Raw genomic sequence first — 22,417 nt, forward strand, 5'->3', positions numbered from 1 at the left:
AGTGCAAGAAGGATAATCGATGAGCAGACTTTTGCGGACGGGCCTCAATGCCGGCGACAGCGCCCCTCTGACCGTGGTCGGTGGCGAAGGCGTCTATTTCCATCTGCAAGATGGGCGTCGCCTGATCGACGGCAGCAACACCGGTGGCGGGCTCGGTCATCGCCACCCGAAAATGGTGGAAGCCATTCGTGCAGCCGCGGATACGCCGGTAGTGAATGAGGGCTGGACCTGGATTGGCCGCGAGAAAGCCGCGGACGATCTGATCGGCACAGCCTTTGCGGGCGAGGAGGACTGGGTCGGCGGCGTGCGCTTCTGCATCAGCGGCAGCGAGGCTAACGACATGGCGCTATCGTTGTGCCAAGCCCTGTCGCAGAAGACGGCATTGGCGACGCGCGAGCGCGCCTATCACGGCCTCGTCGGTCTGTCGCGCAGCATGACCGTGCAGCCGCACTGGCATGGTGGGCTCGCCGTGCAGGCCGGCGGTTCGCGTCTGCCCGCCCCGATGGCGCCGGTGAAGATCCTGCCCGCACCTGACGGGGCGATCTATGGCGCGCCGCTCAGCAATCAGCCGGTCAAGGACGTGCTCGCCGATGCTGGCACTATTCTGGCGGATACAGCGGCGACCATCATCGACTACACGCAGGGCGGCAATTACTACGACGGCGACTATCAGGACGAAGTCGCTGATCACGCCGCCAAGGCGAATTCGATCTGGATTGCCGACGAAGTCGTCACCGGCGCCGGCCGCTCCGGCCGCTGGTTCGCTTTCCAGGGCGCCAAGAGCCGTCCGGATATCGTCACCATGGGCAAGTCGCTCGGCGGCGGCGCTGCGGCGGTCGCTGCCGTGATCGTGTCCAAGAAGATCGTTGAGCGGCTCAAGGGATCGAGCTGGCAGAACTACGGCACGCTGCGCGGCCATCCGATCAGCATGGCCGCCATCAGCGCCTATCTGAATGTGGTGACGGAAGAAGACATCCTGGCGCGCGTGCGTGCGATGGAAGCGTTTTTCAAAAAACGCCTGCTTGAGATTGCGCGCAGTCATCCAAGCGTCAGCCGCGTCGCGGGGCAGGGCCTGCACTGGACCGTTGAACTGCACGGGCCCGACTGGCGTTCATGGGCCGCCGACACCAAGGAAAATCCGATCGCCTCACGCGTCGCCGCACGGGCCATGGAAGCCGGAGCCGTGATCGGCACCAGCGGCGAGCAGACCTCACTGTTCCTGGCGCCGCCGCTGATCATCAGCGAGCAGGATGCTGAGCGGCTGCTCGCAGCGCTCGACCACGGACTCGAACTTGCCGACCAGGAACATGCGCGTTCCGGCGGCCTCAACTGACATACACGACAACAGAGACTTGAAGATGCAAGACGAACAGGACATCCGCGCCGTCATCGCCGGCTATTTCGAAGCGCTGTATCACGGTGATGTTGCCGGTTTCCGTCGGGTGTTGCACCCGCAGGTGCGGCTGTCCTCGGTAACCGATGGCACGCTCGTCAATCTCGATCTCGAAACCTATATGGGCATGGTTGCCGCGCGGCCGTCATCGGCGTCGCGGGGCGACCCGCGCGAGGACGAGATCGTGAGCGTGTCTGTGGCATCGCCGACAACGGCCCATGCCCGCGTCAAGGACATGTATCTGCCGAAGCGCTTCGTCAACGAACTCTCCTTCATCAAGATCGACGGCCGCTGGCAGATCATTGCCAAGGTCTGGCACTTCTTCGCCTGAGTATCTGCATGAGGACCGTGTCAGGAGGCTTGCCGTGAGTGACGTCTCTCCGTTCTGGCCACCCGGTGAGCCGCACACGCTGCCGTTGCCCGAGGGCGTCCTCTACGATGCGCTGGTACGGGCGGCGACGGCGCGGCCGGATCATCCGGCCACGCTGTTCTACGGCGGAGTTCTCACTTACGCGGAATTATTACGGCAGGTCGACGCACTCGCCGGCTATCTGCAGAATGCCTGCGGCGTGAAGCGCGGCGACCGCGTGATGGTCGCACTGCAGAATTCGCCGCAATATGTGATCGCGTATTACGCGGTCATGCGGGCCGATGCGGTGGTCGTGCCGATCAACCCGATGAACAAGACCGCCGAACTCGACTATATCGCGTCCGACAGCGGCGCCACGATGGCGATCGTCGGCAGCGATCTCGTCGATGTTTTTGCACCGCTGCTTGGCAACACCATCAACAGCATCATCGTCGCGCACTATCACGACTATGTACCCGAGACATCGCCTTACACGCTGCCTGCCTGCGTGACGCAAAACGGGGCGTGCCCCACGGCGCCGGGTTGGCGCGCCTGGGACTATGTGATCGCGCGCAACGAGACGCCGTCGCCGATGACCGCCACACCCGCCGATCTCTGCCTGTTCCCTTACACATCCGGCACGACAGGCAAGCCTAAGGCCTGCATGCATCTGCACTCAAGCGTGCTGTTCACGGCGGTGTTGCAAGCGCGCTGGTACCGGCTCGGCAGGGATGACGTGCTGACTGGCGCGCAGCCGTTCTTTCATGTGGCGGGCATGCAGGGCTCGATGAATGCGGCGATCTCGGTCGGCGCGACGCTGATGCTGATGGCGCGCTGGGACAAGGACCTGATTCCTGATCTGTTTGAGGCCCATGGCGTGACCTTCTGGAATGCGGCGCCGACCATGATCGTCGACGTGCTCTCCAGCCCGGCATTTCGCGAAGAATGTTTTGCGAAGCTCAAGGTCATCACCGGAGGTGGCGCGGCGATGCCGGTGGCGGTGGCCGAGCGGCTGAAGACCCGCTTTAGCCTCGAATTCGTTGAGGGCTACGGCATGACCGAGACCATGTCGCCGACCCACATCAATCCGATGGAAGCGCCAAGGCGCCAGTGCCTCGGCATCGCCGTGCACCAGACCGACGCGCGGATCATTGATCCCGACACGCTGACCGAGCTCGGCAGTGACGCAATCGGCGAGATCGTCGTCAACGGCCCGCAGGTGCTGCAGAACTACTGGAACAAGCCCGAAGCGAACGAGGCCGCATTCGTCACGCTGGGTGGCAAGCGCTTCCTGCGCACGGGCGATCTCGGATATCATGATCGCGACGGCTATTTCTTTGCTGTCGATCGGCTGAAGCGGATGATCAATGTCAGTGGTTTCAAGGTGTGGCCGGCGGAAGTCGAGTCCATCATGTATGGCCATCCCGCCATCAAGGAGTGCTGTATCATCTCGACGCCGGACAGCTATCGCGGCGAGTCGGTGAAGGCGCTGGTGGTCCTGTATGATGCGGCCAAGGCGTCGACAACGGCAGACGACATCATCGGCTGGGCGCGTGGCGCCATGGCCAATTACAAGACGCCACGCTCGGTGGTGCTGGTCGATAGCCTGCCGCGCTCGGAAAGCAACAAGATCAGCTGGCGGTCGCTGCAGGAAGCGGAGTGGACATGACGACAGCAACCTCGCCAGCGGCCGGGCTTGGTCCCGAAGGACAGTTCTGGGCCCATCTGCGCGCCGGCAGACTGATGATCCAGCGTTCGCGCTCGACCGGCGAATATGTGTTCTATCCGCGCCTGATCGCGCCCCGCAGCGGCGCAGACGATCTCGAATTCGTCGAAGTCAGTGGCTTCGGCACGGTCTATTCGACCACCATCATGCGGCGGCCCGCGAAGCATGGCGGCGACCACAATGCCTGCGTCGTTGATCTCGACGAAGGCGTCCGCATGCTTAGCCGCGTCATCGAGTGCGCTCCGGACGAGGTTCATATCGGCATGCGCGTGCAGGCGGTGATCGCACTGGTCGATTTCGGCGCCTATGCCAATAGCGAACAGCCCATCGTGCTGTTTCGTCCCGTGGGAGCCGCGCCATGACCGCATCGTCGTTGCGTGGCAAGAGCGCCATCGTCGGTATCGGCTCCTACGGCCTCGGCCGCGCGCCCGGTCTGTCCTCGATGGATCTGATGGCCGGCGCCACTGCGCGCGCGGTCGCCGATGCGGGTCTGCAGTTGAAGGACATCGACGGCATCTGCGGTGGCACGCTGTATCACATGTTCCCGACGCTCTCGATGGGGGAATATCTCGGCATCCGTCCGAAATGGGCGTGCTCCGACATGACCGGCGGCTCGTCCTTCCTGTCACATCTCCTGCAGGCGACCATGGCCATCGAGGCAGGGCTCTGCACCACGGTGCTGATCGCCTATGGCTCCAACCTCAAAGGGGCCGGCACCTTCGGCATCCACGAACTGCCGACCTTCGAGAAAGTCTACGGCCTGATGTCACCGCTGCCGGGGTACGCGATGTGTGCCGCCCGTCACATGTACGAATACGGCACCACGCGCGCGCAGATGGCGGAAGTTGCCGTGGCCGCGCGGCAATGGGCGCAGCTGCATCCCGATGCGACGATGAAGGCGCCGCTGACCATCGAAGACGTGCTGGCATCGCCGCTGGTGGCCGATCCGCTCTCGCGGCTGGATTGCTGTCTGATGAGCGATGGTGGTGCTGCCGTCATCGTCACCAGTCCCGATCGTGCGAAAGCGCTGAAGCACAAGCCGGTCTATTTCCTCGGCGGCGCCGGGGCGAGCTGGAGCCGCGAGGTCTCGCAGATCCCGGATTTCTGTACGACGCCGACGGCGGAATGCGCGCCGCGCGCGTTCGAGATGGCGGGCATCACCACGGCTGACGTAGATGTGTTGCAGCTCTACGACGCCTTCACCATCAATGTCATCATGTTCCTGGAAGACATGAGATTCTGCAAGAAAGGCGAGGGCGGCGCGTTTGTCTCCGGCGGTCGGATCGCGCCGGGTGGCGCTCTGCCGGTCAATACCAATGGCGGTGGATTGTCGTTTGCACATCCAGGCATGTATGGGCTGTTCACGCTGATCGAAGCGACGGAGCAATTGCGCGGCAATGCCGGCGCACGGCAGATCGCGGATGCCGAGATCGCGATCGCTCATGGCAATGGTTGCACCTTCTCGCATGAATTTACGGCCGTGCTTGGCGGCGCCAACACGCTGTAATGACAGATCTGTTGATGCTCACACTTTGTGGATAATGGGCGATCATGTGTGACCACACGCGGTGTTGCCAATGGCGTCATGGTTCCTATTGATCAGGGTCCGGGAGCCGGCGATGTTATCCAGGTCGATGCATCGCTTTTATTAGAGCTGCCGGCTCCGAGACGGCCAAGCAGAGCCAATGGAGTGATCACGAGCGAAGGCAATCGCTTTTGGACTTTGAAGGCAGCCTCTGAGCAAGTGATTCCAAGCGCTATTAAAGAATTGATGCATCGTAGCCGCTCGCAAACGCCTTGACGGCAATTCGATCAGCCACGCGCTGACATTAAACTGTAACAGTGACTGCATAGCTTCACACGCCTAGGGTGTGACATTTCTGTGAAAATGAGGGTGTGCGTTGACGCGGCATGCAGGACTTCGCATGCAGGGCCGGAGTGTGGGGCTATGCCGCACGCTCATGTTTGGCCTGTCGTTGACGCTGTTTGGCGATGCCGCGTTTGCGCAGACGAAGTCACTGCATCAGTTCGCGATTGCCGCGCAGCCGCTTGCGTCCGCACTCAGCGCCTACGGCGCGGCGTCGGGTCTCGAGATTTTTTACGATGGCGAGTTGGCAATTGGTCGGCATTCCAGTGCCGTCATAGGTTTACGAATGCCGGAGGATGCGCTGCGTGAGTTGCTTGTCGGGACCGGCCTTGTGACACGGTCGACCGGTCCGGACAGGTTCACTATCACCGCGGCATCGCCATCGCGGGCCGCCAATATCACCTATCAGTCCTATTTTTCAGCAGTAGAGACTCGCGTCTCCCAGGTGCTCTGCAGACGCGCCGAAACACGACCAAGCAACAGCGACACGCTGCTGCGGATATGGATCGCGTCGTCAGGCATCGTTCAACGCACACAATTTCTCGATCCCGCGGATGATCGCGGCAGTGAAAAGGTGTTTGCCGGCGCGCTGAGCGGGTTGTCGATCGGTGGTGCGCCTCCGCCGGGAATGCCGCAGCCCGTGATCGTCGCTATCCTTGCCCGGACCGCCGGCGAGCCAAGTGGCTGCATCGATTCCACGACAATGGCGGGACGCTGAATGCGCATGTTGGGCCGCCCGTGAGCATTTCCAGCCGCGATGTGCTGCGACAATTCTTTCTGCACGGCTATCACGAGCTGCGGATCAGATTGACGCGCCGCCTGGGATCGGTCGAGCTGGCCAGTGACGCATTGCACGAGACTTGGCTGCGGATCGAGAACGTGGCCTCGACCGTGACCGTCCTTAGCCCCAAACAATATCTGCTGCAGATGGCAGGCAACGTCGCATTAAAGCGCCGGGGCGCTGAAAGCCGCTTCGTGACTCTCACGGACGCCAAGATGGCGATCGGTCTCGCCGATGATGAGCCAGATCCCGAGCGCGCCTCGATCGCGCGCTCGGAGCTGGATGCGCTTGTGCGTGCTCTGGCGGAGTTGACGCCGCGTCGCCGCGACATTCTGCTGGCCTCGCGACTCAAGGACGTTCCGCTACGGGAAATAGCCGAGAATCTTGGCATCTCGCAGCGTCTCGTCGAGATCGAGCTGAAGCATGCCCTCGCCCATTGTGAGTTGCGTCTTGAAAGAAAAGTCATAAGAAGGTTTGGCCCCAAGCAACCTGACGAATCTCCGACAGAGCAGGGGCCGGTCTGATGTCCGGTGCTGCGACGCCCGTATTGGCAGACAATGGACACACGATGGTTGCCGACATTCCCGAGCATCCGGCGTCATTTCTGACCGGCGTGGACAGTGAAGCGCACGCTTGGCTGACGCGCTTTGCAGCGCGCGATGTCACCGCGGCTGAGTTGGTTGTCTTCAAGGAGTGGTCGTCCAGCGACCCTGCGCACACGGAGGCGTTCGCCCGCGCTTGCAAGCTTTGGGAAGCGATCGGGCCAGCTGGTGACGCGCTGGCGGGTGCACCCCAGCTGCATCGTCCCGGGCAAAGGATATCTGTCGGACGGCGGGCATTTCTTGGCGGGGCGCTTGCGGCCTCGGCTGCCGGCGCATTGTACTTCGCGGTGCATCCGCCGCTGGGGCTCTGGCCCTCATTGTCCGAACTGGCCGCTGACTATCGAACGGCGCCCGGTGAGCAACGCAGCATCGTGCTGTCCGGAGGTTCATCCGTCGAAATGAACACGCGCACGAGCATCGTTGTCGGGGCGCCGGCAGATGCAGTGGAGCGCATCAAGTTGATCGGCGGGGAAGCGGCGATTGCAACACAGCGCGAGAATGGCCGCTCGACTGAGGTGGTCGCTGCAGACGGGCGCATCGCCACGGCCGATGCGAGTTTCAATGTTCGTTATGAAGGCGACGTCGTCTGTACGACATGCGTTGCGGGTGAACTCGACGTTATTCAGGGCAATGGTAAGGTTCGTCTTCATCCACGCGAGCAGGTGACCTATTCTGCGCGCGGATTGGGTGCGGTCACGGCGGTCGACCCAGCCGTTGCGACCGCCTGGAAGCAAGGCGTGTTGATGTTTGAGTCGACGCCGCTCAGTGAAGCTGTCGCCGAAATCAATCGCTATCGATCAGGCCGCATCATTGTGACCAATGCAGCGCTGGGGCGCCGGTTGTTCAATGCATGGTTTCAGATCGCGAATATCGACAGCGTTGTTGCGCAAATCCAACAGGTTTTCGGAGCGTCGGTGACCACTTTGCCCGGCGATATCGTGCTGCTCGGCTGAGACGGCGCGGAGAGGCCCGCAAGCTGGAAAATTATTCTCTCTGACGGACGCAATTTATCTCGGACTATTTTTTCGGTCTCGGTCTTCGAGAAGGATCAGGGAGGGGACCGCGGGCATCGGAACGGTGATCGGGGTCGCTGCCGTCTCTCCAGTACGAGTATCCGCCTTGTCCCATCGTCTGCATTGCGTGACCCAGAACCCCGCCCGTTATCGCCTGTTCCACTATGGGGCGTTGCTCGCCGGTGTCAGTGCGGTTGCCCTGCTGTCAGCAACGCCGAGGGCATACGCGAAGTCCTTGGGATCGAATGCGGGGCCCGTGCCGGGCATGGCGGTTATTTCCGCACAAGCGGGCGCACAGGAAGCCGCGCGGGTCGCGCGCGATACGCAGCAATCGCTGAAGCGGGCAACACAGGCGATCCAGGCCATGCAGGCGGCGCAGCAGGCCGCGCGCGATGCGGCGAGCCTGCAAATGAATGCAATGCCGAACATCGTGGCGAACGGTTTGCGGTCGGGCGGATTGCAGGTCGCGCCGGGCGCCGTCGCGGGCTCCGAGCTATGGCAGGGCGCGAACCTGCCGATCGAGTCCCCGCAGGGGGATCGCACCAAGGTCACGATCGATCAGACGCAGCCAAAGGCGGTCCTGACCTGGGACACATTCAATATTGGCGCGAAGACCGATCTGACCTTCAATCAGTACGGCAATCGCGATTGGGTGACGTTGAACCGCGTGCTCGGGTCGGATGCAAGGCCGAGCCAGATCCTCGGCACACTCAAAGCCGATGGACAGGTCTATGTCATCAACCGCAATGGCATCATCTTTGGCGGAACTTCGCAGGTCAATGTCGGTACGCTGATTGCTTCGGCATTGCCGATCAACGATGCTCTGCTGAACACGGGTGTTCTTTATAGCAATCCGGATTCAAAGTTCACCTTCTCGGCCTATAGCGAAACCGCTGGCAACAAGGGACCGACCGACGCTTTCAGCGCTCCCGCTGCGACTTACAGTTCGCAGACGAGCAAGGTCGTGGTCGAGGCTGGCGCAGTAATATCGGCGGTCAGCAGCGCCGGCAACAATGGTGGCCGCGTTGTGCTCATCGGGCCGGAGGTGATCAACAAAGGTATCATTCAGACACCCAACGGCCAGGCCATCCTCGCTGCCGGCCAGCAGGTCGCTCTGCTGCCGCATGCCTCCGACGATCCTGCCTTGCGCGGCCTTGATGTTTACGTCGGCTCAATTCTGGCGCCCGTCGTTGGCGTCGATTCACCTTCTCTGGCAACGCCGACCAGTGTGAGCGGGATCGTTACCGGTACGGCCACCAACGCCGGATTGATCGTGGCCGAGCGTGGGAATATCACTATGGCCGGCGCCAATATCAACCAACTGGGCGTGCTTCAGAGCACGACCTCGGTGTCGCTCAATGGCAGGATCGATCTGCAGGCGCTTCACTCCACGGTGCTGAAGACGATTGATAACGTAGAAAAGCTGTATCCGGGCGCGACGGGTCTGGTCACGCTTGGCGCCGGAAGTCTGGCGCAGATCATGCCCGAATATGACAGCACGGAGCGCGCTGTCGGCACCAGCCTGTCACTGCGATCGCAGATCAATATCACGGGCCAGGCAGCCTATTTCGGGAAGGACGCCCACATCCTGGCGCCAAGCGGCGACGTGACAGTCACCGTCGGCAACTATCTTGACGGGGTCTTCCTCTATCGCGGCGGCCAGATCTATCTCGACGCCGGAGCGTCGATCGATGTGTTCGGCTCGGTGATGCAGGCTCCGATGTCCAGCAACATCATCGAAGCGCAGCTGCTGGGCGCCCAGCTTGCGGACGCGCCGCTCCAGCGCGCCAGTTTTTTGCGCGGCAAGACCATCACGGTCGATATCCGCCGGACCGGCGTCAATCCCGATGGTTCGATTTGGATAGGTACGCCGCTGGCGAACGTGTCCGGCTATGTGGGCTTGATCAAACGTTCGGTCGGTGAACTCACCATCGGCGGCGGCAAGGTCAATCTCAATGCCGGCGGATCCATCGTGATGCAGCCAGGCGCGAGCATCAATGTTTCGAACGGCTGGATCGAATATCAGGGAGGCGTTGTCAAAACCACGCGGCTGGTCGGAGCAGATGGGCGTATCTACGACATCAGCCAGGCGACGCCGGATCGTGTCTATGTTGGCATCCTGGGCGGCTTTACGGTCAACCATGCCCGCTGGGGGTTTAGCGAGACCTATACGGGTTTCTTGCAGAATGGACACTACGAGCCAGGCTATCTTCAGGGTGGCGATGGTGGCGCGATAAGTTTTCAGGCGCCCGCTGTGGCGGTTGCCGGCACCCTGCAGGGTAGTGTTGTGAGCGGAGAGCGGCAGCGCTCGATCGCGCCTGCTGCGAGCTCGTTCACACTGACCCTCCAGGAATCCGGCCCGACGCTTCCGACGCTTGTCACGCCTACGGTTACGCAGAATGTGATCTTCCAGTCGGGCGCCAACCAGCAGGCTGCTGCGGCTTTCGATCCGGCGGCCCTTTCGCTTGATCCGGAAAAGCCGATCTATCTGTCGTCAAACCTCGTTGACGAGACCGGGTTCGGCAAGGTATCGATCACCAGCGGCAATGGCGATATCCGTGTCGCGGGCGCGCTGACTGGTGGCGTGCGGGGCTCGCTGAGCCTGGCTGGACGAAACCTCGATATCGGCGCTGACATCGTGTTCCGGGGAGGCACTCTCAGCTTCAAGGCGATCAATCTGGATCCCAACCTGGTTTGCAGTGACAACTGTTCTGCCACGATCGCGGACGTTGCCGGGCGAGGCAAAGTTGCTCTCGGCGCGAATGTGATCCTGAATGCAGCAGGTCTGATCGTCGATGGCCGCGCCTTCGCGGCAGATCGTGGGCCGCTCGCGCTGGACGGCGGCTCAATCTCGCTGAGCGCGTTTCATCTCGACCTCAAGGCCGGCAGTGTCATCGATGTGTCAGCCGGCATTGGTCTCGGTGCTACCGGAAAATCGACCAGCGGGCGCGGCGGTACGATTGCGCTGAGCGGTGGGGTCGATTGGCGCATCGCCTCCGACGTTGCCGGCGACTTCAACTTCGGTGCCGAAGTCAGAGGGTATGCGGCCGGCAAGGGTGGTTCACTCAACATTGCCGCGCCGCGGGTTCAGATCGGCGGGGCGACAGCGGATTCTGCAACGCTGCTGCTGGGAGCCGACTTCTTCAACCGAGGCGGCTTTGCGGATTTCGCGCTGACCGGTGCGCGCGGGCTGCAGGTTGCCCCCGGTACGCTGATTGCACCGGTGGTGCAGAGCTATGGTCTCTTGCAAACGGCGGATGGCCCTGCATTGGCGCCGGTGCTGCTTCCCGCCGAGCAACGATCGACGGTCGCACTATCGCTGAGCGCCGGAGGTTTCAAACCCAGCTCAACGCGCGCCGACCTCGTGATAGCCGAGGGTGCAGTGATCCGCATCGATCCCACCCAGGTGGGCGCTGGTCTTGTCAATATCAACAGTGGGTCAGGTTTCGCCACAGCCAATATTCTCGGCTCGATCATTGCGCCCGGAGGCACGATCTCCGTTGCGGGAAATTACATTCCGCTTGAACTGACAGACTTCGCGCCAAATGTCGTTCTTGGGTCCACCAGCCTGCTATCGGCGGCCGGAACGACGGTGCAGACACTCCGTCTGTCTGGCCCTCCGTCGGCCAAGGTTCTGAATGGCGGCAGCATCAAGGTGTCGGGCAATATCGTGGCGCAGCCCGGTGCACTGCTCGATGTGTCCGGCACGAGCGCCGTGATCGATATGGCCGCCCCCGGCGCATCATTGGAGCGATCCGTCGAGCCGATCGATGTGGTGAGCAATGGCGGCTCGATCACCTTCACGGGAAAGAGTGCACTGTCGATTGCTGCGACGCTTCGCGGGGGAGCGGGCGCCGCGTCGGGGCTCGGCGGCAGCCTGACCGTGTCGGTGAATGACTACGGTCTCACGATTGCGCCGAACCTGACCGTCACGCAGCACGTATCCGCCGTGTCACCGCATCTTTCGACGGTGTGGTCCGGCGAGGCGCAATTCGCCGTCGATACGTTTGCAGACAGTGGTTTCGATCTGCTGACCCTGGGCGGCAATGTTCATTTCGCCGGGCCGGTCGCGGTAGCGGCGCGGCGCGGCATTGCGGTGGCGACGGGCGGGCTCCTGAGTGCCGATAATACGGTCAGTCTTCAGGCTCCTCATGTCACGATCGGTGCGCCATTCGCGCCGCAACCCGTCGATCCGAACACCAACAAACCCTACCTGCCGGCGGCGACAACCTTTGTCACCTCGCTGTTCGGATCGGTCGAGCGGACTGTGGTCGATCCGACCTATGGCGCCGGCTCGCTGAACGTGTCCGCGGCATTGATCGATGTCGGCTCGCTGGCGCTGCAAACGATCGGCCGGGCCGATCTGAATGCCGCCGGTGGCGATATCCGCGGCTATGGCACCTTCGTTGCACAGGGCGACATCACCCTGACGGCAGGGCAGATCTATCCAACCACGGCGACCATCTTCACCATCGCGGCATTCGACAATGGCAGCACGCCAGGCATGGTGACCATCAACGCCGGACGCAGCCGCGCATTGCCGCTCTCTGCGGGCGGTACGCTCAACATCCTGGCCAGCACCATTCATCAGAACGGCGTGTTGCGGGCTCCGCTCGGTATGATCAATCTTGGCAGCATCACGCCGCAAGTTGGTCGAGTTCCGTCCGGCGTCAGCGGTATGCAGCAGACATTCGCCACCACGAGCACCCTAACGCTGGGCGCGAACAGCAACACGTCTGTCTCGCTGGTCGATCCGCTCACCGGGCAGAGCCTGACCGTTCCCTACGGGACCGAGATCAACGGCACGTCGTGGATCGATCCATACGGCAACGATATCACCACCGGCAGCGCGCCGGCCAAAACCATCAACCTCGCAAGCGAGTCCATTCAGATCGGCACCGGCGCGACGCTCGATCTGCGCGGCGGCGGTGATCTCACAGCCTATAACTGGGTCAAGGGACTTGGCGGCAGCAAGGACATTCTTGCTTCGTCGACGAGTTTTGTAGTCCTGCCCGGATACCAGGCCGATTTCGCGCCTCTGGTCGCGATGGCAGGACCTGCGGTCGATAGTTCTCGGCCATTCATCGCAGGCTGGAGCAACTCGGCGCTGGCGGCGGGCGATCGTGTCTGGCTCGATGCCAGCAACGGTCTGGCCGCGGGCTACTACACTTTGTTGCCGGCTCGCTATGCGCTCTTGCCGGGCGCGTTCCTCGTCACGCCCATGGGCGCAGCCAAGGGTGTCAGCGTCGCCAAGCCCGACGGATCGACCCTCGTGTCCGGATATCGCGGCGATGCCTTCACGCAGGCGCGGGATTCGCTGCCGAGTTTGTTTGAAATTGCTTCGGGCTCGGTCGTGCGCGCACGCGCGCAATATGACGAGTATCTGGCGAGCAATACCTTGCGCAAGGGCGCAGTCGACCACGATACGAGCGTGCCGTATTTGCCGATCGATGCCGGTCAGTTGGTCCTCGTTGCAACGCGCATGATGGAAATCAAGGGGCGGGCGCTGATGGGGGCGCCGACCGGCGGTCGCGGCGGGCTGGTGGATATCGGCAGCACCAGCAACATCGAAGTCAATGGCACGGGGACAGGGAATGCCTCCGGCACGCTCTATCTCGATGCAACGGGGTTGAGCGCCTTCGGTGCGGAGAGTCTGCTGATCGGCGGCATCCGCAGTAACACGTCGGGGGGATCGAAAGTTGCTGTCATGACCGGCAACATCACGATCGCCAATGATGCGGCCACGTCGCTCTACGGATCCGAAATCATTCTGGTTTCAAACGACAGTCTGACTCTGAGCGATGGCGCCGTCGTCGAACAGCGCGGGTCGCTGTCAGCGTCTGCGCAGACGCTGTTGATCGGCGATGCAGCAAACGCCGGCAGCGGCAACGGCGCGCTGTTACGCGTCAGCAGCGATGTTGCGGCGGGGATCGTGCGCGCGGGCGTCAGCCCCGGCACGTCGGGAAATCTGTCAGTGGGCGCAGGTGCGACAATCTCCGGCCAGAGTGTCATGCTCGATTCGACAGGGTTCACCGCGTTTAACCCGGCCGCGCGTCTGTCGGGACGAGCGGTGACCCTCGGCAGCGGCCAGATTAGCATCCTCCTGGAGAATGGCGGTGTGCTGCAGCCGACCACGGGTCTGGTGCTGCCGACAGCCGTGTTGGGCAACCTGCAGGCCATGATTGGTGGACTGACGCTGCAGAGCTATTCCTCGATCGACCTCTACGGCAGCGGTGCGATTGGTGGTCTCGATGCATCCGGACGGCCCGTCGTCGAAAGCCTCACCATGCACGCCGCCGGCATTCGCGGTTTCAACGCCAATGGCGGCACGGTCACGTTCAATGCTAGTCGGGTCGTACTTGATAACAGTCCGAATGCCGCACCGGTCGCGGCGGTCGCTGGCGTCAACGACACGCCGAGCGGGGCGCTCGCGTTCAATGCCGAGACCATCCAGGTCGGCAGCAATGCGTTCAATGTCGTCGGTTATACAGATCTCAATCTGATCGCATCGGGCGGCGTGTTGATGACTGGCACGGGCGGGTTGTCGACGGCCGGCAATCTCACCAGCACCGCTGCTGTGATCACAGGCAGCACGGGCGCCAAGCAGAGCCTCAAGGCCGGTGGTGCGCTGATCGTGAATGCCGGGGGAGGGACGCCGTCGGTCGTCGGCGGCATCGGCGCCGAACTCGCATTGGCAGGTTCTCGTGTCGACATGAATGGCAGCGTCGCGCTGCATAGCGGTCAGCTCACATTGCAGGCGACCGGCGTCACGGCCGGTTCGGATGTCACTGTCCGGGGGACGCTCGACGTCAGCGGTGTCGCGAAGACATTCTACGATCAGGTCAAATACACCGGTGGTGGCCAGATCGTCCTCACGTCTGACAATGGCTCGGTCAATCTGGTCACGGGCAGTATCGTTTCGGTTGCGGCACCGGATGTCGCGGGCGACGCGGGCAGCCTCAAAGTATCCGCAATCAAGGGCGTGTTCACCGCAGCCGGCACGCTTGCCGGGCAGGCCGGAGCAAGCGGAAAAGGCGGTGCTGCTGTCATCGATGTTGGCAGCCAACCGACGCTGGCAGCGCTCAATGCAACGCTGAATGCCGGCGGCTTCGACGCGGCGCGCTCGATCCGCGTGCGCAACGGCAATGTCGTCATCGATGGCTATGCGAAGACGACAAATTTTGCGCTGGCTGCAGATTCCGGCGGCATCACCGTGACCGGCACGATCGATGCCGCGGGCGTCACCGGTGGCCGGATTGGTCTCTATGGCTATAACGGCGTCACGCTGGCCAGTGGGGCACTGCTGACCGTCGCGGCGCAGCAGCTCGATGCCGCGGGCAAGGGTGGTACCGTCAATATCGAGACCGGGCAGGCCAAACAGATCGGCACCGTCATGACGTCAGGCGTCGGCTGGCTCGATCTGCAGGCCGGATCGATCATCGATCTTTCGGTCGCAGGCGGGGTAGGCGGAACGCTTCATTTGCGCGCGCCGCAGATCACCGGCACCGATGCATCGGGCAATCCGATCCCGACGCTGGTCAACAATGTGGCCGGCGGCACCGATGTCGCGATCAAGAAACTCGCCGGAAGTATCCGCAACGCCTCAAGCGTCGTGGTCGAGGGCTTCCAGGTGTTCGACCTCACCAGCGGCGCGACGATCACCGCTGCAGCGCAGGCCAACCTCAATGCCAACGCCCAGGCATTCGCTAATCGTTCGCCGGCGATGACCAGCCGCCTGTTGGCCGGTACACCGAATGCGGGCCTTGGCGCCGCGTTTCATGTTCGTCCAGGCGAAGAGCTTGTCAGCCGCGGCGATCTCACATTGCCAAATCTGGCGAACGCCACGTCGCCGGCCACCGTCTGGGATCTGTCCGGTCTGCGCTATGGCCCGGGCGTGATTGCCGGTGTCGCGGGTTCGGGTGAGCCCGGCGTGCTGACGCTGCGCGCCGCTGGCAATCTCATCTTCAAGGGCTCGCTGAGCGATGGCTTCATGCCAGGCAGCAATCTTCTGCTGCCTGCCGGATCCCAATCATGGTCCTATCGCCTCGTCGCAGGAGCCGATCTGAGCGGCGCGGAATTCCGTCAGGTCGTGCCGCTCGTGCGGCTCGCCGACACCGCCGGTTCGGTCCAGGTTGGCGTCGTTAATAAAGGCGTCTGCCCGTCGCCGTGCAGCGCCACGGCTCCGGCGAATACCGCCACGATCAAGGCCGGTTTCGATCAGTTGATCCGGACCGGGACGGGCGACATCGATATCGCTGCGGGGCGCGACGTACAGCTGTTGAGCCAGTTCTCCACCATCTACACGGCGGGCACGAAGACCGTGCCGGGCAGTGTGACCAGCACGACGCTTAATCCGGGAGGCACCGTCAATATTGCCGCAAGTCTGCCGGTGTTCTTTCCGAACGGCACAACGGGCGGTATCACCAGCACGGTCGATGGCGTTGTCACGATCATCAATCCCGTAAGCGGGCTGCAACTGCCGTTCGGCACGGTCTACAGCTTTGCCAATGGTGTGGGTGTCGGGACCTCGAACAACGTTCAGCCGATCGTGACGCAGAGCCAGATCACCACGACAGTGATGGGAGCTGCGTTCACCTTCCCGAACGGAGGCGGCACGATAGGCGGAATCGCTCCCAGTGGTGCAGTTTATGTTACGTCTGGCGCAGACATGATTCCCACCAGTGCAGGCGTGGTCTATGTCGACGGTGTCGCGACGGCCTTTAATGCAGGCGACACGCTGACGTCACTTGTCGGAAGTTCGATCCGCATTGTTCTGACCAATGGCGGCGCGCTGAGCACGTCAGGCGGTGGCGCGCTCGTCCTTCCCGCAGGGGCCTTTACCCTGACGACTGCGACAGCCGCGACAACGGCCAATGCGTTCAACTTCAGCTACCTGCCCGCCGGCAGCTCCTTGCGTGTACTCGATGCCGGCGGCGGCACAATCGTTTATACACCCGGCGCCGCATCGGCGCCGGCTCCGGCCAAGTTTGTTGCGACCGTTCCGCTCGCCGCAAACACGCCGTTTGCGCTGCCGGCCGGCAGTTCGGTTACGCTGTCAGCAGGCGGCACGCTCGGGCTCACCGGCGGCGGCGGTGCTGCAGCAACGCTGCCGCTGCCCGATGCGTCCGGAACGACCTATGTGTTCGATACGCCAGTGGTCGGCAGCGACGGGCGGGCCACCATCATCGGCTCGACCACCACCCGCGTGTTCGGAACGATGCCCGCGCCGTTTTCCACGCCGCAATACAGCACCGGCGGAGGCAATGTCAGCATCGCCGCCGGCCGGGATATCATCCATCTGACAACGAACGGCGCCGACGACTCGTCACAGCAATTGCCGATCAACTGGCTCTACCGTCGTAGCAGCGTGGAGGACGGTGCTTTCGCCCGCGGCTATTACGGCGACAGGGCATCGACGACCTGGTGGGTCGATTACAGCAATTTCTACGAAGGCGTTGGCACGCTCGGTGGCGGCAATCTGAAACTGATTGCAGGACGCGACGTCAAGAACGTCGATGGCGTGGTCCCCACCAATGCATGGATGCCGGTCCAGACCATCCGCGCGGACGGCTCCGTGGATGATCTGGCGGCCCACCAGCCGCTGTTCGAATATGGCGGCGGCAATCTGCTGGTCGATGTCGGGCGCAACATCAATGCCGGCGTCTACTATGTTGAAAAAGGGCAGGGCGTGCTCAAGGCCGGCGGCAGCATTCTGACCAATGCGACCCGCAGCGCGACCGGCACCGCGATATCGACGGCGACCTATTCGCAAGACCCGCTCGACTGGCTGCCGACGACGCTATTCCTCGGCAAGGGAAGCTTCACTCTGAGTGCACGGGCCGATGTGCTGCTAGGCTCGGTCGTCAATCCGTTCCTGCTGCCGCAGGGCATATTGAACGGCTCCTGGGCGCGGGCCTATTTCTCGACTTACGACGCCGCCGATCGTATTGCGGTGTCATCGCTGACTGGCGCGATCACACTGAAGGAAAATTCGGGGAGCGACGTCCCGGGCCAGGGCACGCTGGCGGCCTGGTTCGGCAACGTGCTGGCGACCACACCGGTCAGCACCAAAACCACTGTCTCCAAGACGAACCGCCCCTGGCTCAAGCTGACCGAGTTGACGGCGTCCTATTCTACCAGCTCGTCGCTCTACCGCACGACCTGGAAGCCCGACACGCCGCAAGGCATCGGGCAGATCGCGCGAGACTACCGCGGCCAACTCGAATTGATGCCGCCAAGTCTCGAAGTCGTTTCGTTCTCGGACAACATCAATATTGCAGGCTCGATTACGCTTACACCGTCACCGGTCGGAACTGTCGGCCTGTTTGCCGCCGGATCCGTCGATGGTCTTCAGCGCGTGCAGACGGCAAGCAATGGCAATCCCTACGCAGCGGGCGCGATCAATCTGTCGGACGTCGATCCGGCCGCCATTCCCGGCATTCGTTCGCCGATGCAGTTGATCTACACCAATTCCGTGCTGCCGCTCGTGCCATACGATATGCCGCTCGTCAGTCCGGTGATATCAACCAGGGCTTTCACTGCCTTGTTCAGGGAAACCGGCGCCACGCAAGGGACGCCGCGTTCCGTCGCGCAGGGACTGCACGACAAGACCCTGCTGCATCTGAACGATCCGGATTCTGTCCGCATCTATGCGGGGACCGGGGACATTTCTGGCTTCCAGCTTTATTCCGCCAAGAGCGCGCGGATAATCGCGGGTCACGACATCACGGATATTGCTTTCTATCTTCAGAATCTCAATCCGAATGATGCCAGCCAAGTGATCGCCGGCCGCGATATCATCCCGTTCAACGAGAACTCGAAGACACGGCGCGCCAACGATATCCTGCAGATCGATGACAGATCTGTCGCGCCGATGACGGGCGACATTTCCATCGGCGGCGTCGGCACGCTGGAGGTCTTGGCGGGGCGCAATCTCGATCTCGGCGGCACGCCGAGCATCGCCGCCACTGCGACGAACTTCGCCAGTGCCGGCATGGGGCTTGGCATTGTCAGCATCGGCAACGGCCGTAATCCCTATCTGCCGTTCAATGCGGGCGCGAACATCATCGCAGCTGCGGGCCTCGGCCCGACATTGACTGCGGGTCTCTCCGGCAGCCGTCTCGACGTCGCCGGCTTTGTCTCCGCGTTCCTCGATCCGGCGACTGCGGGTGCGATGGCTAACCGCTATCTGCCGGAGCTGGGTGCGCGCCTCGGTATGCGCGGCGCCAGCAATCAGGAGATCTGGACGGCGTTCAATGCCTCGTCTGCCGCCCGGAAGGCGCGTGATGTGCTCGATATCTTCTATCTCGTACTGCGCGACGCAGGGCGTGATCACAGCGCCCCCGACGCTGCCAGCCGGAACTACGAAAATGGCTATGCTGCTATCGCCAAGCTGTTTCCCTCGGATCGTTGGCAGGGCGATATCCTGCTCACCGCGCGCGAAATCAAGACGGCGAGCGGGGGTGATATCAGCCTGTTTGCGCCGGGCGGCCAACTGGTCGTGGGCTTCGACCTCGGTTCCAAGCAGCCGCTCGATCAGGGTATTCTCACCCTTGGCGGTGGCAACATCTCGATCTTCGCCAAGGGCAATGTGACCGTGGGCACCTCGCGCATCTTCACCTTCAAGGGTGGCAACGAGATCATCTGGTCGACCACCGGCAATATCGCCGCCGGAAGTGCCTCGAAGACGCTGCAATCCGCGCCTCCTGCGCGTTATCAGATTGATCCCGAGACCGGATCCTCGATCCTCGATCTCGCGGGCCTTGCCACCGGCGGTGGCATCGGTGTCCTGCAAACTCTGCAGGACGTGCCGGCCGGCAATATCGATCTGATCGCGCCAACCGGCATCGTGGACGCGGGCGATGCGGGCATCCGCTCATCCGGAAATCTGAATATCGCCGCCTTGCAGATTCTCAATGCGTTCAACATCCAGGTGCAAGGCCAGACCACCGGCGTGCCGGTCGTCCAGCCACCGAATATCAGCGCGCTTGCTGCGGCGGGCAACACCGCCGGCTCGTCCACCCGCACGGAGGCGCCGACCAATAGCATAGGAGCCGATCGTCCTTCGATCATCATTGTCGAAGTTCTCGGCTATGGCGGCGGCGATGGAAGCGACCCCGCCAAGCAGGATGACCAGCGGCAAGGCGGAGCAACGGAGCAACGAAGTTCGAATTCGAACGGTGCCTATCAGGTGTTGGGCGCTGGCGCCATGTCAGCCGACGAAGCGCGGCAGATCATCGCCGAGCGCCGGCAGCGCGCGGCCCGGTGATAGGCATTTTGATATCGCCCGCGTTGCCTCGATCATTATCTACGACCAGCCGCTGAGCACCGAGATCAATTATCGCAGCGACCAGCACTCGCGCCCGGCGTCGGTCAGGAGCATGCCGTTGCTGCTGCCTGAATCAGTGGCCCGCCAGTGTCTGCAGATTGCGAATCTGCAGCGTGACCGCGGACTGTCTCAGATGCAGTTTTTTGGCCGCAGCCGTGACCGAGCGATCGCGGTGAACGGCGGTCAGCGCGCAACTGGCGAAGGGTCAATTCCCGCAGAAACCGGCCCACCATCGTCGCCACCTCTATAAGGAAAACTTTGCCGCGGCCAAAGATAAGAATATTTTACTAATTCTGCAAACTGGGATGTTGTTGGCGTGCGGACGGCCGAACGGCACGACGCTTTGAAATGGCCCCGCAGAGGGCAGCGACGAGGGAACGGCCATGGATGAACGCGTGACATTGCGTTCGCATCTCGATCGTGCGGGGGCGAAGACGCCGAACCGGCTTGCGATCGCCGCCGTGATCGAGGGAATCGCCGCCGCGTCCATCGACCTTGCCGACCTCATTGCCGACGGCCCGCTGGCCGGCATTACCGGTCGTCTCAGCGGCGTGAATTCCGACGGCGACGCGCAGAAGGACATCGATCTTGTCGCGGACAGGATGATGCGCCGCGCGCTGCTCGTGACCCCTGTCGCCGCGATTCTGTCGGAAGAGGCGGAATTGCCCGAAATCCTCGATGTCGGCGCGCCGCTCTGTGTCGCGATCGATCCGCTGGATGGCTCCGCCAATCTTGAGAACAACATCTCGGTCGGCACCATCTTCTCGATCCGTCCGCGCGGTAACGATGTGGTTTCCACCTTCTTCGAGCCCGGCACAGCCCAATGCGCCGCAGGCTTCGTGGTCTACGGTCCCCAGACCACGTTGGTGCTGGCGCACAACGGGCGCGTCGACATCTTCATTCTCGACCGCCGCGCGCGTGAATTCCTGCTTGTCGCACAAGGCGTCAGGATTGCGCCCAATACGCCGGAATTCGCCATCAACGCGTCGAACCGGCGGCACTGGCACGGTCCGGTACGGACCTATATCGACGAATGCCTGGCCGGCATTGGCGGCAACGGCGGTGTTGATTTCAACATGCGCTGGATCGGCTCGCTGGTCGCCGAGTCACTTCGCATTCTTGTCCGTGGCGGCGTGTTCCTTTATCCGGCCGACGCGCGCCCTGGATACCGCGAAGGGCGCCTCCGCCTTTTATACGAAGCACACCCGATGGCGTTGGTCATGGAATGGGCCGGAGGCTCCGCAACCACCGGCCGTCGCCGCATCCTCGAAGTCTCGGCGCGAACGCCGCACCAGCGCGTGCCGCTGATCATGGGCTCGATGCGCGGCGTTCGCGACGTTGCCGCCATTCACGAAGGAATCGAGCCGATGTTCGACAATAGCGACGCGCCGCTGTTTGCGCGGCGCGGCCTGTTTCGCTGAGCCGGGGGCAGAGCAAAATGTCGCGCAGCTATCCCATCATATCGATCACGGGTTCATCGGGCGCCGGCACCACGTCGGTGAAAAAGACGTTCGAGAACATTTTCCGTCGCGAGAAAGTCGCCGCCGCCTATATCGAGGGCGATGCGTTTCATCGCTACAACCGCGTCGAGATGCGCACGAAGATGCTGGAGGAAGGCGAGAAGGGCAACAAGCACTTCAGCCACTTCAGCCCGGAAACCAACCTGTTCGAGGAGCTGGAGAAAGTCTTCCGCGACTACGGCGAATCCGGCACCGGCACCGCTCGTCATTACGTGCACGACGAGGACGAAGCCAAATTATACGGGGCGGCACCGGGGACCTTTACCGAATGGGGCCCGCTGCCGGACAAGTCCGACCTGCTATTTTACGAAGGCCTGCATGGTGCTGTGGTGACCGACAAGGTCAATATCGCCCAGCATGCTGACCTTAAGGTCGGCGTCGTTCCCGTCATCAATCTGGAGTGGATCCAGAAGCTGCATCGCGACCGCAAGGATCGTGGTTACACACAGGAAGCCGTCACCGACACCATCCTGCGGCGGATGCCGGACTATGTGAACTACATCTGCCCGCAATTCGCCGAGACTGACATCAACTTCCAGCGTGTGCCGACGGTCGACACCTCGAACCCTTTCATCGCGCGGTGGATCCCGACGCCGGATGAATCGATGGTGGTGATCCGGTTGAAGAATCCGCGCGGCATCGATTTTCCCTATCTGCTGTCGATGATCCCGAACAGCTTCATGTCGCGCGCCAACTCGATCGTAATCCACGGCTCGAAGCTGGATCTGGCGATGCAGCTCATCCTCACCCCGCTGATCCTGCAATTGATGGAACGCAAAAGGCGCACGGCATGAATATTCAGAGTCCCGCTCCCCAGATGGATCAAGCGACCGTTCCG

12 protein-coding genes are annotated in these 22,417 nt (G+C 62.4%); 11 read left to right on the forward strand and 1 reads right to left on the reverse strand.

The features are described from left to right. Positions 1-19: 19 nt before the first annotated feature. The 9 genes from CHC01_RS20315 to CHC01_RS20355 all read left to right on the forward strand — a co-directional run bounded on the left by CHC01_RS20315 (position 20) and on the right by CHC01_RS20355 (position 19,999). Entirely contained in the window at positions 20-1,333 is a 1,314-nt protein-coding gene (locus tag CHC01_RS20315) for an aminotransferase class III-fold pyridoxal phosphate-dependent enzyme (protein WP_089266039.1), read from the forward strand. Positions 1,334-1,358: 25 nt separating this feature from the next. Then, positions 1,359-1,724, forward strand: coding sequence for a nuclear transport factor 2 family protein (locus CHC01_RS20320; RefSeq protein WP_176454650.1), 366 nt, complete (start codon positions 1,359-1,361; stop codon positions 1,722-1,724). 34 nt (positions 1,725-1,758) lie between these two features. Continuing rightward, positions 1,759-3,411, forward strand: a complete 1,653-nt coding sequence (locus CHC01_RS20325; protein ID WP_244558441.1) for a long-chain-fatty-acid--CoA ligase — start codon at positions 1,759-1,761, stop codon at positions 3,409-3,411. Continuing rightward, entirely contained in the window at positions 3,408-3,830 is a 423-nt protein-coding gene (locus tag CHC01_RS20330) for a Zn-ribbon domain-containing OB-fold protein (protein ID WP_089266041.1), read from the forward strand. Before CHC01_RS20325 ends, CHC01_RS20330 begins: the two co-directional genes overlap by 4 nt. Beyond that, positions 3,827-4,975, forward strand: a complete 1,149-nt coding sequence (locus CHC01_RS20335; protein ID WP_089266042.1) for an acetyl-CoA acetyltransferase — start codon at positions 3,827-3,829, stop codon at positions 4,973-4,975. The genes CHC01_RS20330 and CHC01_RS20335 overlap by 4 nt, the downstream gene beginning before the upstream one ends. Before the next feature lie 418 nt (positions 4,976-5,393). Beyond that, a complete protein-coding gene (locus tag CHC01_RS20340; RefSeq protein WP_141137134.1) occupies positions 5,394-6,053 on the forward strand; it encodes an STN domain-containing protein in 660 nt (219 codons plus the stop codon). 41 nt (positions 6,054-6,094) lie between these two features. Beyond that, on the forward strand, positions 6,095-6,640 hold the full coding sequence (locus CHC01_RS20345; RefSeq protein ID WP_283805462.1) for an RNA polymerase sigma factor: 546 nt from the start codon (positions 6,095-6,097) through the stop codon (positions 6,638-6,640). Further along, positions 6,640-7,671, forward strand: a complete 1,032-nt coding sequence (locus CHC01_RS20350; RefSeq protein WP_089266045.1) for a FecR family protein — start codon at positions 6,640-6,642, stop codon at positions 7,669-7,671. Before CHC01_RS20345 ends, CHC01_RS20350 begins: the two co-directional genes overlap by 1 nt. Before the next feature lie 166 nt (positions 7,672-7,837). Then, a complete protein-coding gene (locus CHC01_RS20355; protein ID WP_141137135.1) occupies positions 7,838-19,999 on the forward strand; it encodes a filamentous hemagglutinin family protein in 12,162 nt (4,053 codons plus the stop codon). Positions 20,000-20,132: 133 nt separating this feature from the next. Here the strand turns inward: CHC01_RS20355 and CHC01_RS33400 are convergent, their stop codons facing one another. Then, the gene (locus CHC01_RS33400) at positions 20,133-20,246 is read right to left on the reverse strand and encodes a LysR family transcriptional regulator (RefSeq protein ID WP_349636626.1); all 114 of its coding nucleotides are present in this window, start codon (positions 20,244-20,246) and stop codon (positions 20,133-20,135) included. Between the two features lie 196 nt (positions 20,247-20,442). Here CHC01_RS33400 and CHC01_RS20365 point away from each other — a divergent pair, with 196 nt between their 5' ends. Both CHC01_RS20365 and CHC01_RS20370 read left to right on the forward strand, forming a co-directional pair. Further along, on the forward strand, positions 20,443-21,480 hold the full coding sequence (locus tag CHC01_RS20365; RefSeq protein ID WP_089266047.1) for a class 1 fructose-bisphosphatase: 1,038 nt from the start codon (positions 20,443-20,445) through the stop codon (positions 21,478-21,480). A 17-nt stretch (positions 21,481-21,497) separates the two neighbouring features. Continuing rightward, positions 21,498-22,373: a phosphoribulokinase gene (locus CHC01_RS20370; RefSeq protein ID WP_089266048.1), complete on the forward strand. Its 876-nt coding sequence runs from the start codon at positions 21,498-21,500 to the stop codon at positions 22,371-22,373. The last annotated feature ends 44 nt before the right edge of the window (positions 22,374-22,417 follow it).

Source organism: Tardiphaga sp. OK246 (genome assembly GCF_900188215.1).
In the GTDB taxonomy this organism is placed as follows: domain Bacteria; phylum Pseudomonadota; class Alphaproteobacteria; order Rhizobiales; family Xanthobacteraceae; genus Tardiphaga; species Tardiphaga robiniae.

Bases quoted from the DNA above. Each gene is read 5' to 3' on its own strand.
- CHC01_RS20315 (WP_089266039.1), top strand. From the start codon at position 20: ATGAGCAGACTTTTGCGGACGGGCCTCAATGCCGGCGACAGCGCCCCT.
- CHC01_RS20350 (WP_089266045.1), top strand. From the start codon at position 6,640: ATGTCCGGTGCTGCGACGCCCGTATTGGCAGACAATGGACACACGATG.
- CHC01_RS20335 (WP_089266042.1), top strand. From the start codon at position 3,827: ATGACCGCATCGTCGTTGCGTGGCAAGAGCGCCATCGTCGGTATCGGC.
- CHC01_RS20320 (WP_176454650.1), top strand. From the start codon at position 1,359: ATGCAAGACGAACAGGACATCCGCGCCGTCATCGCCGGCTATTTCGAA.
- CHC01_RS20365 (WP_089266047.1), top strand. From the start codon at position 20,443: ATGGATGAACGCGTGACATTGCGTTCGCATCTCGATCGTGCGGGGGCG.
- CHC01_RS20330 (WP_089266041.1), top strand. From the start codon at position 3,408: ATGACGACAGCAACCTCGCCAGCGGCCGGGCTTGGTCCCGAAGGACAG.
- CHC01_RS20340 (WP_141137134.1), top strand. From the start codon at position 5,394: ATGCAGGGCCGGAGTGTGGGGCTATGCCGCACGCTCATGTTTGGCCTG.
- CHC01_RS20370 (WP_089266048.1), top strand. From the start codon at position 21,498: ATGTCGCGCAGCTATCCCATCATATCGATCACGGGTTCATCGGGCGCC.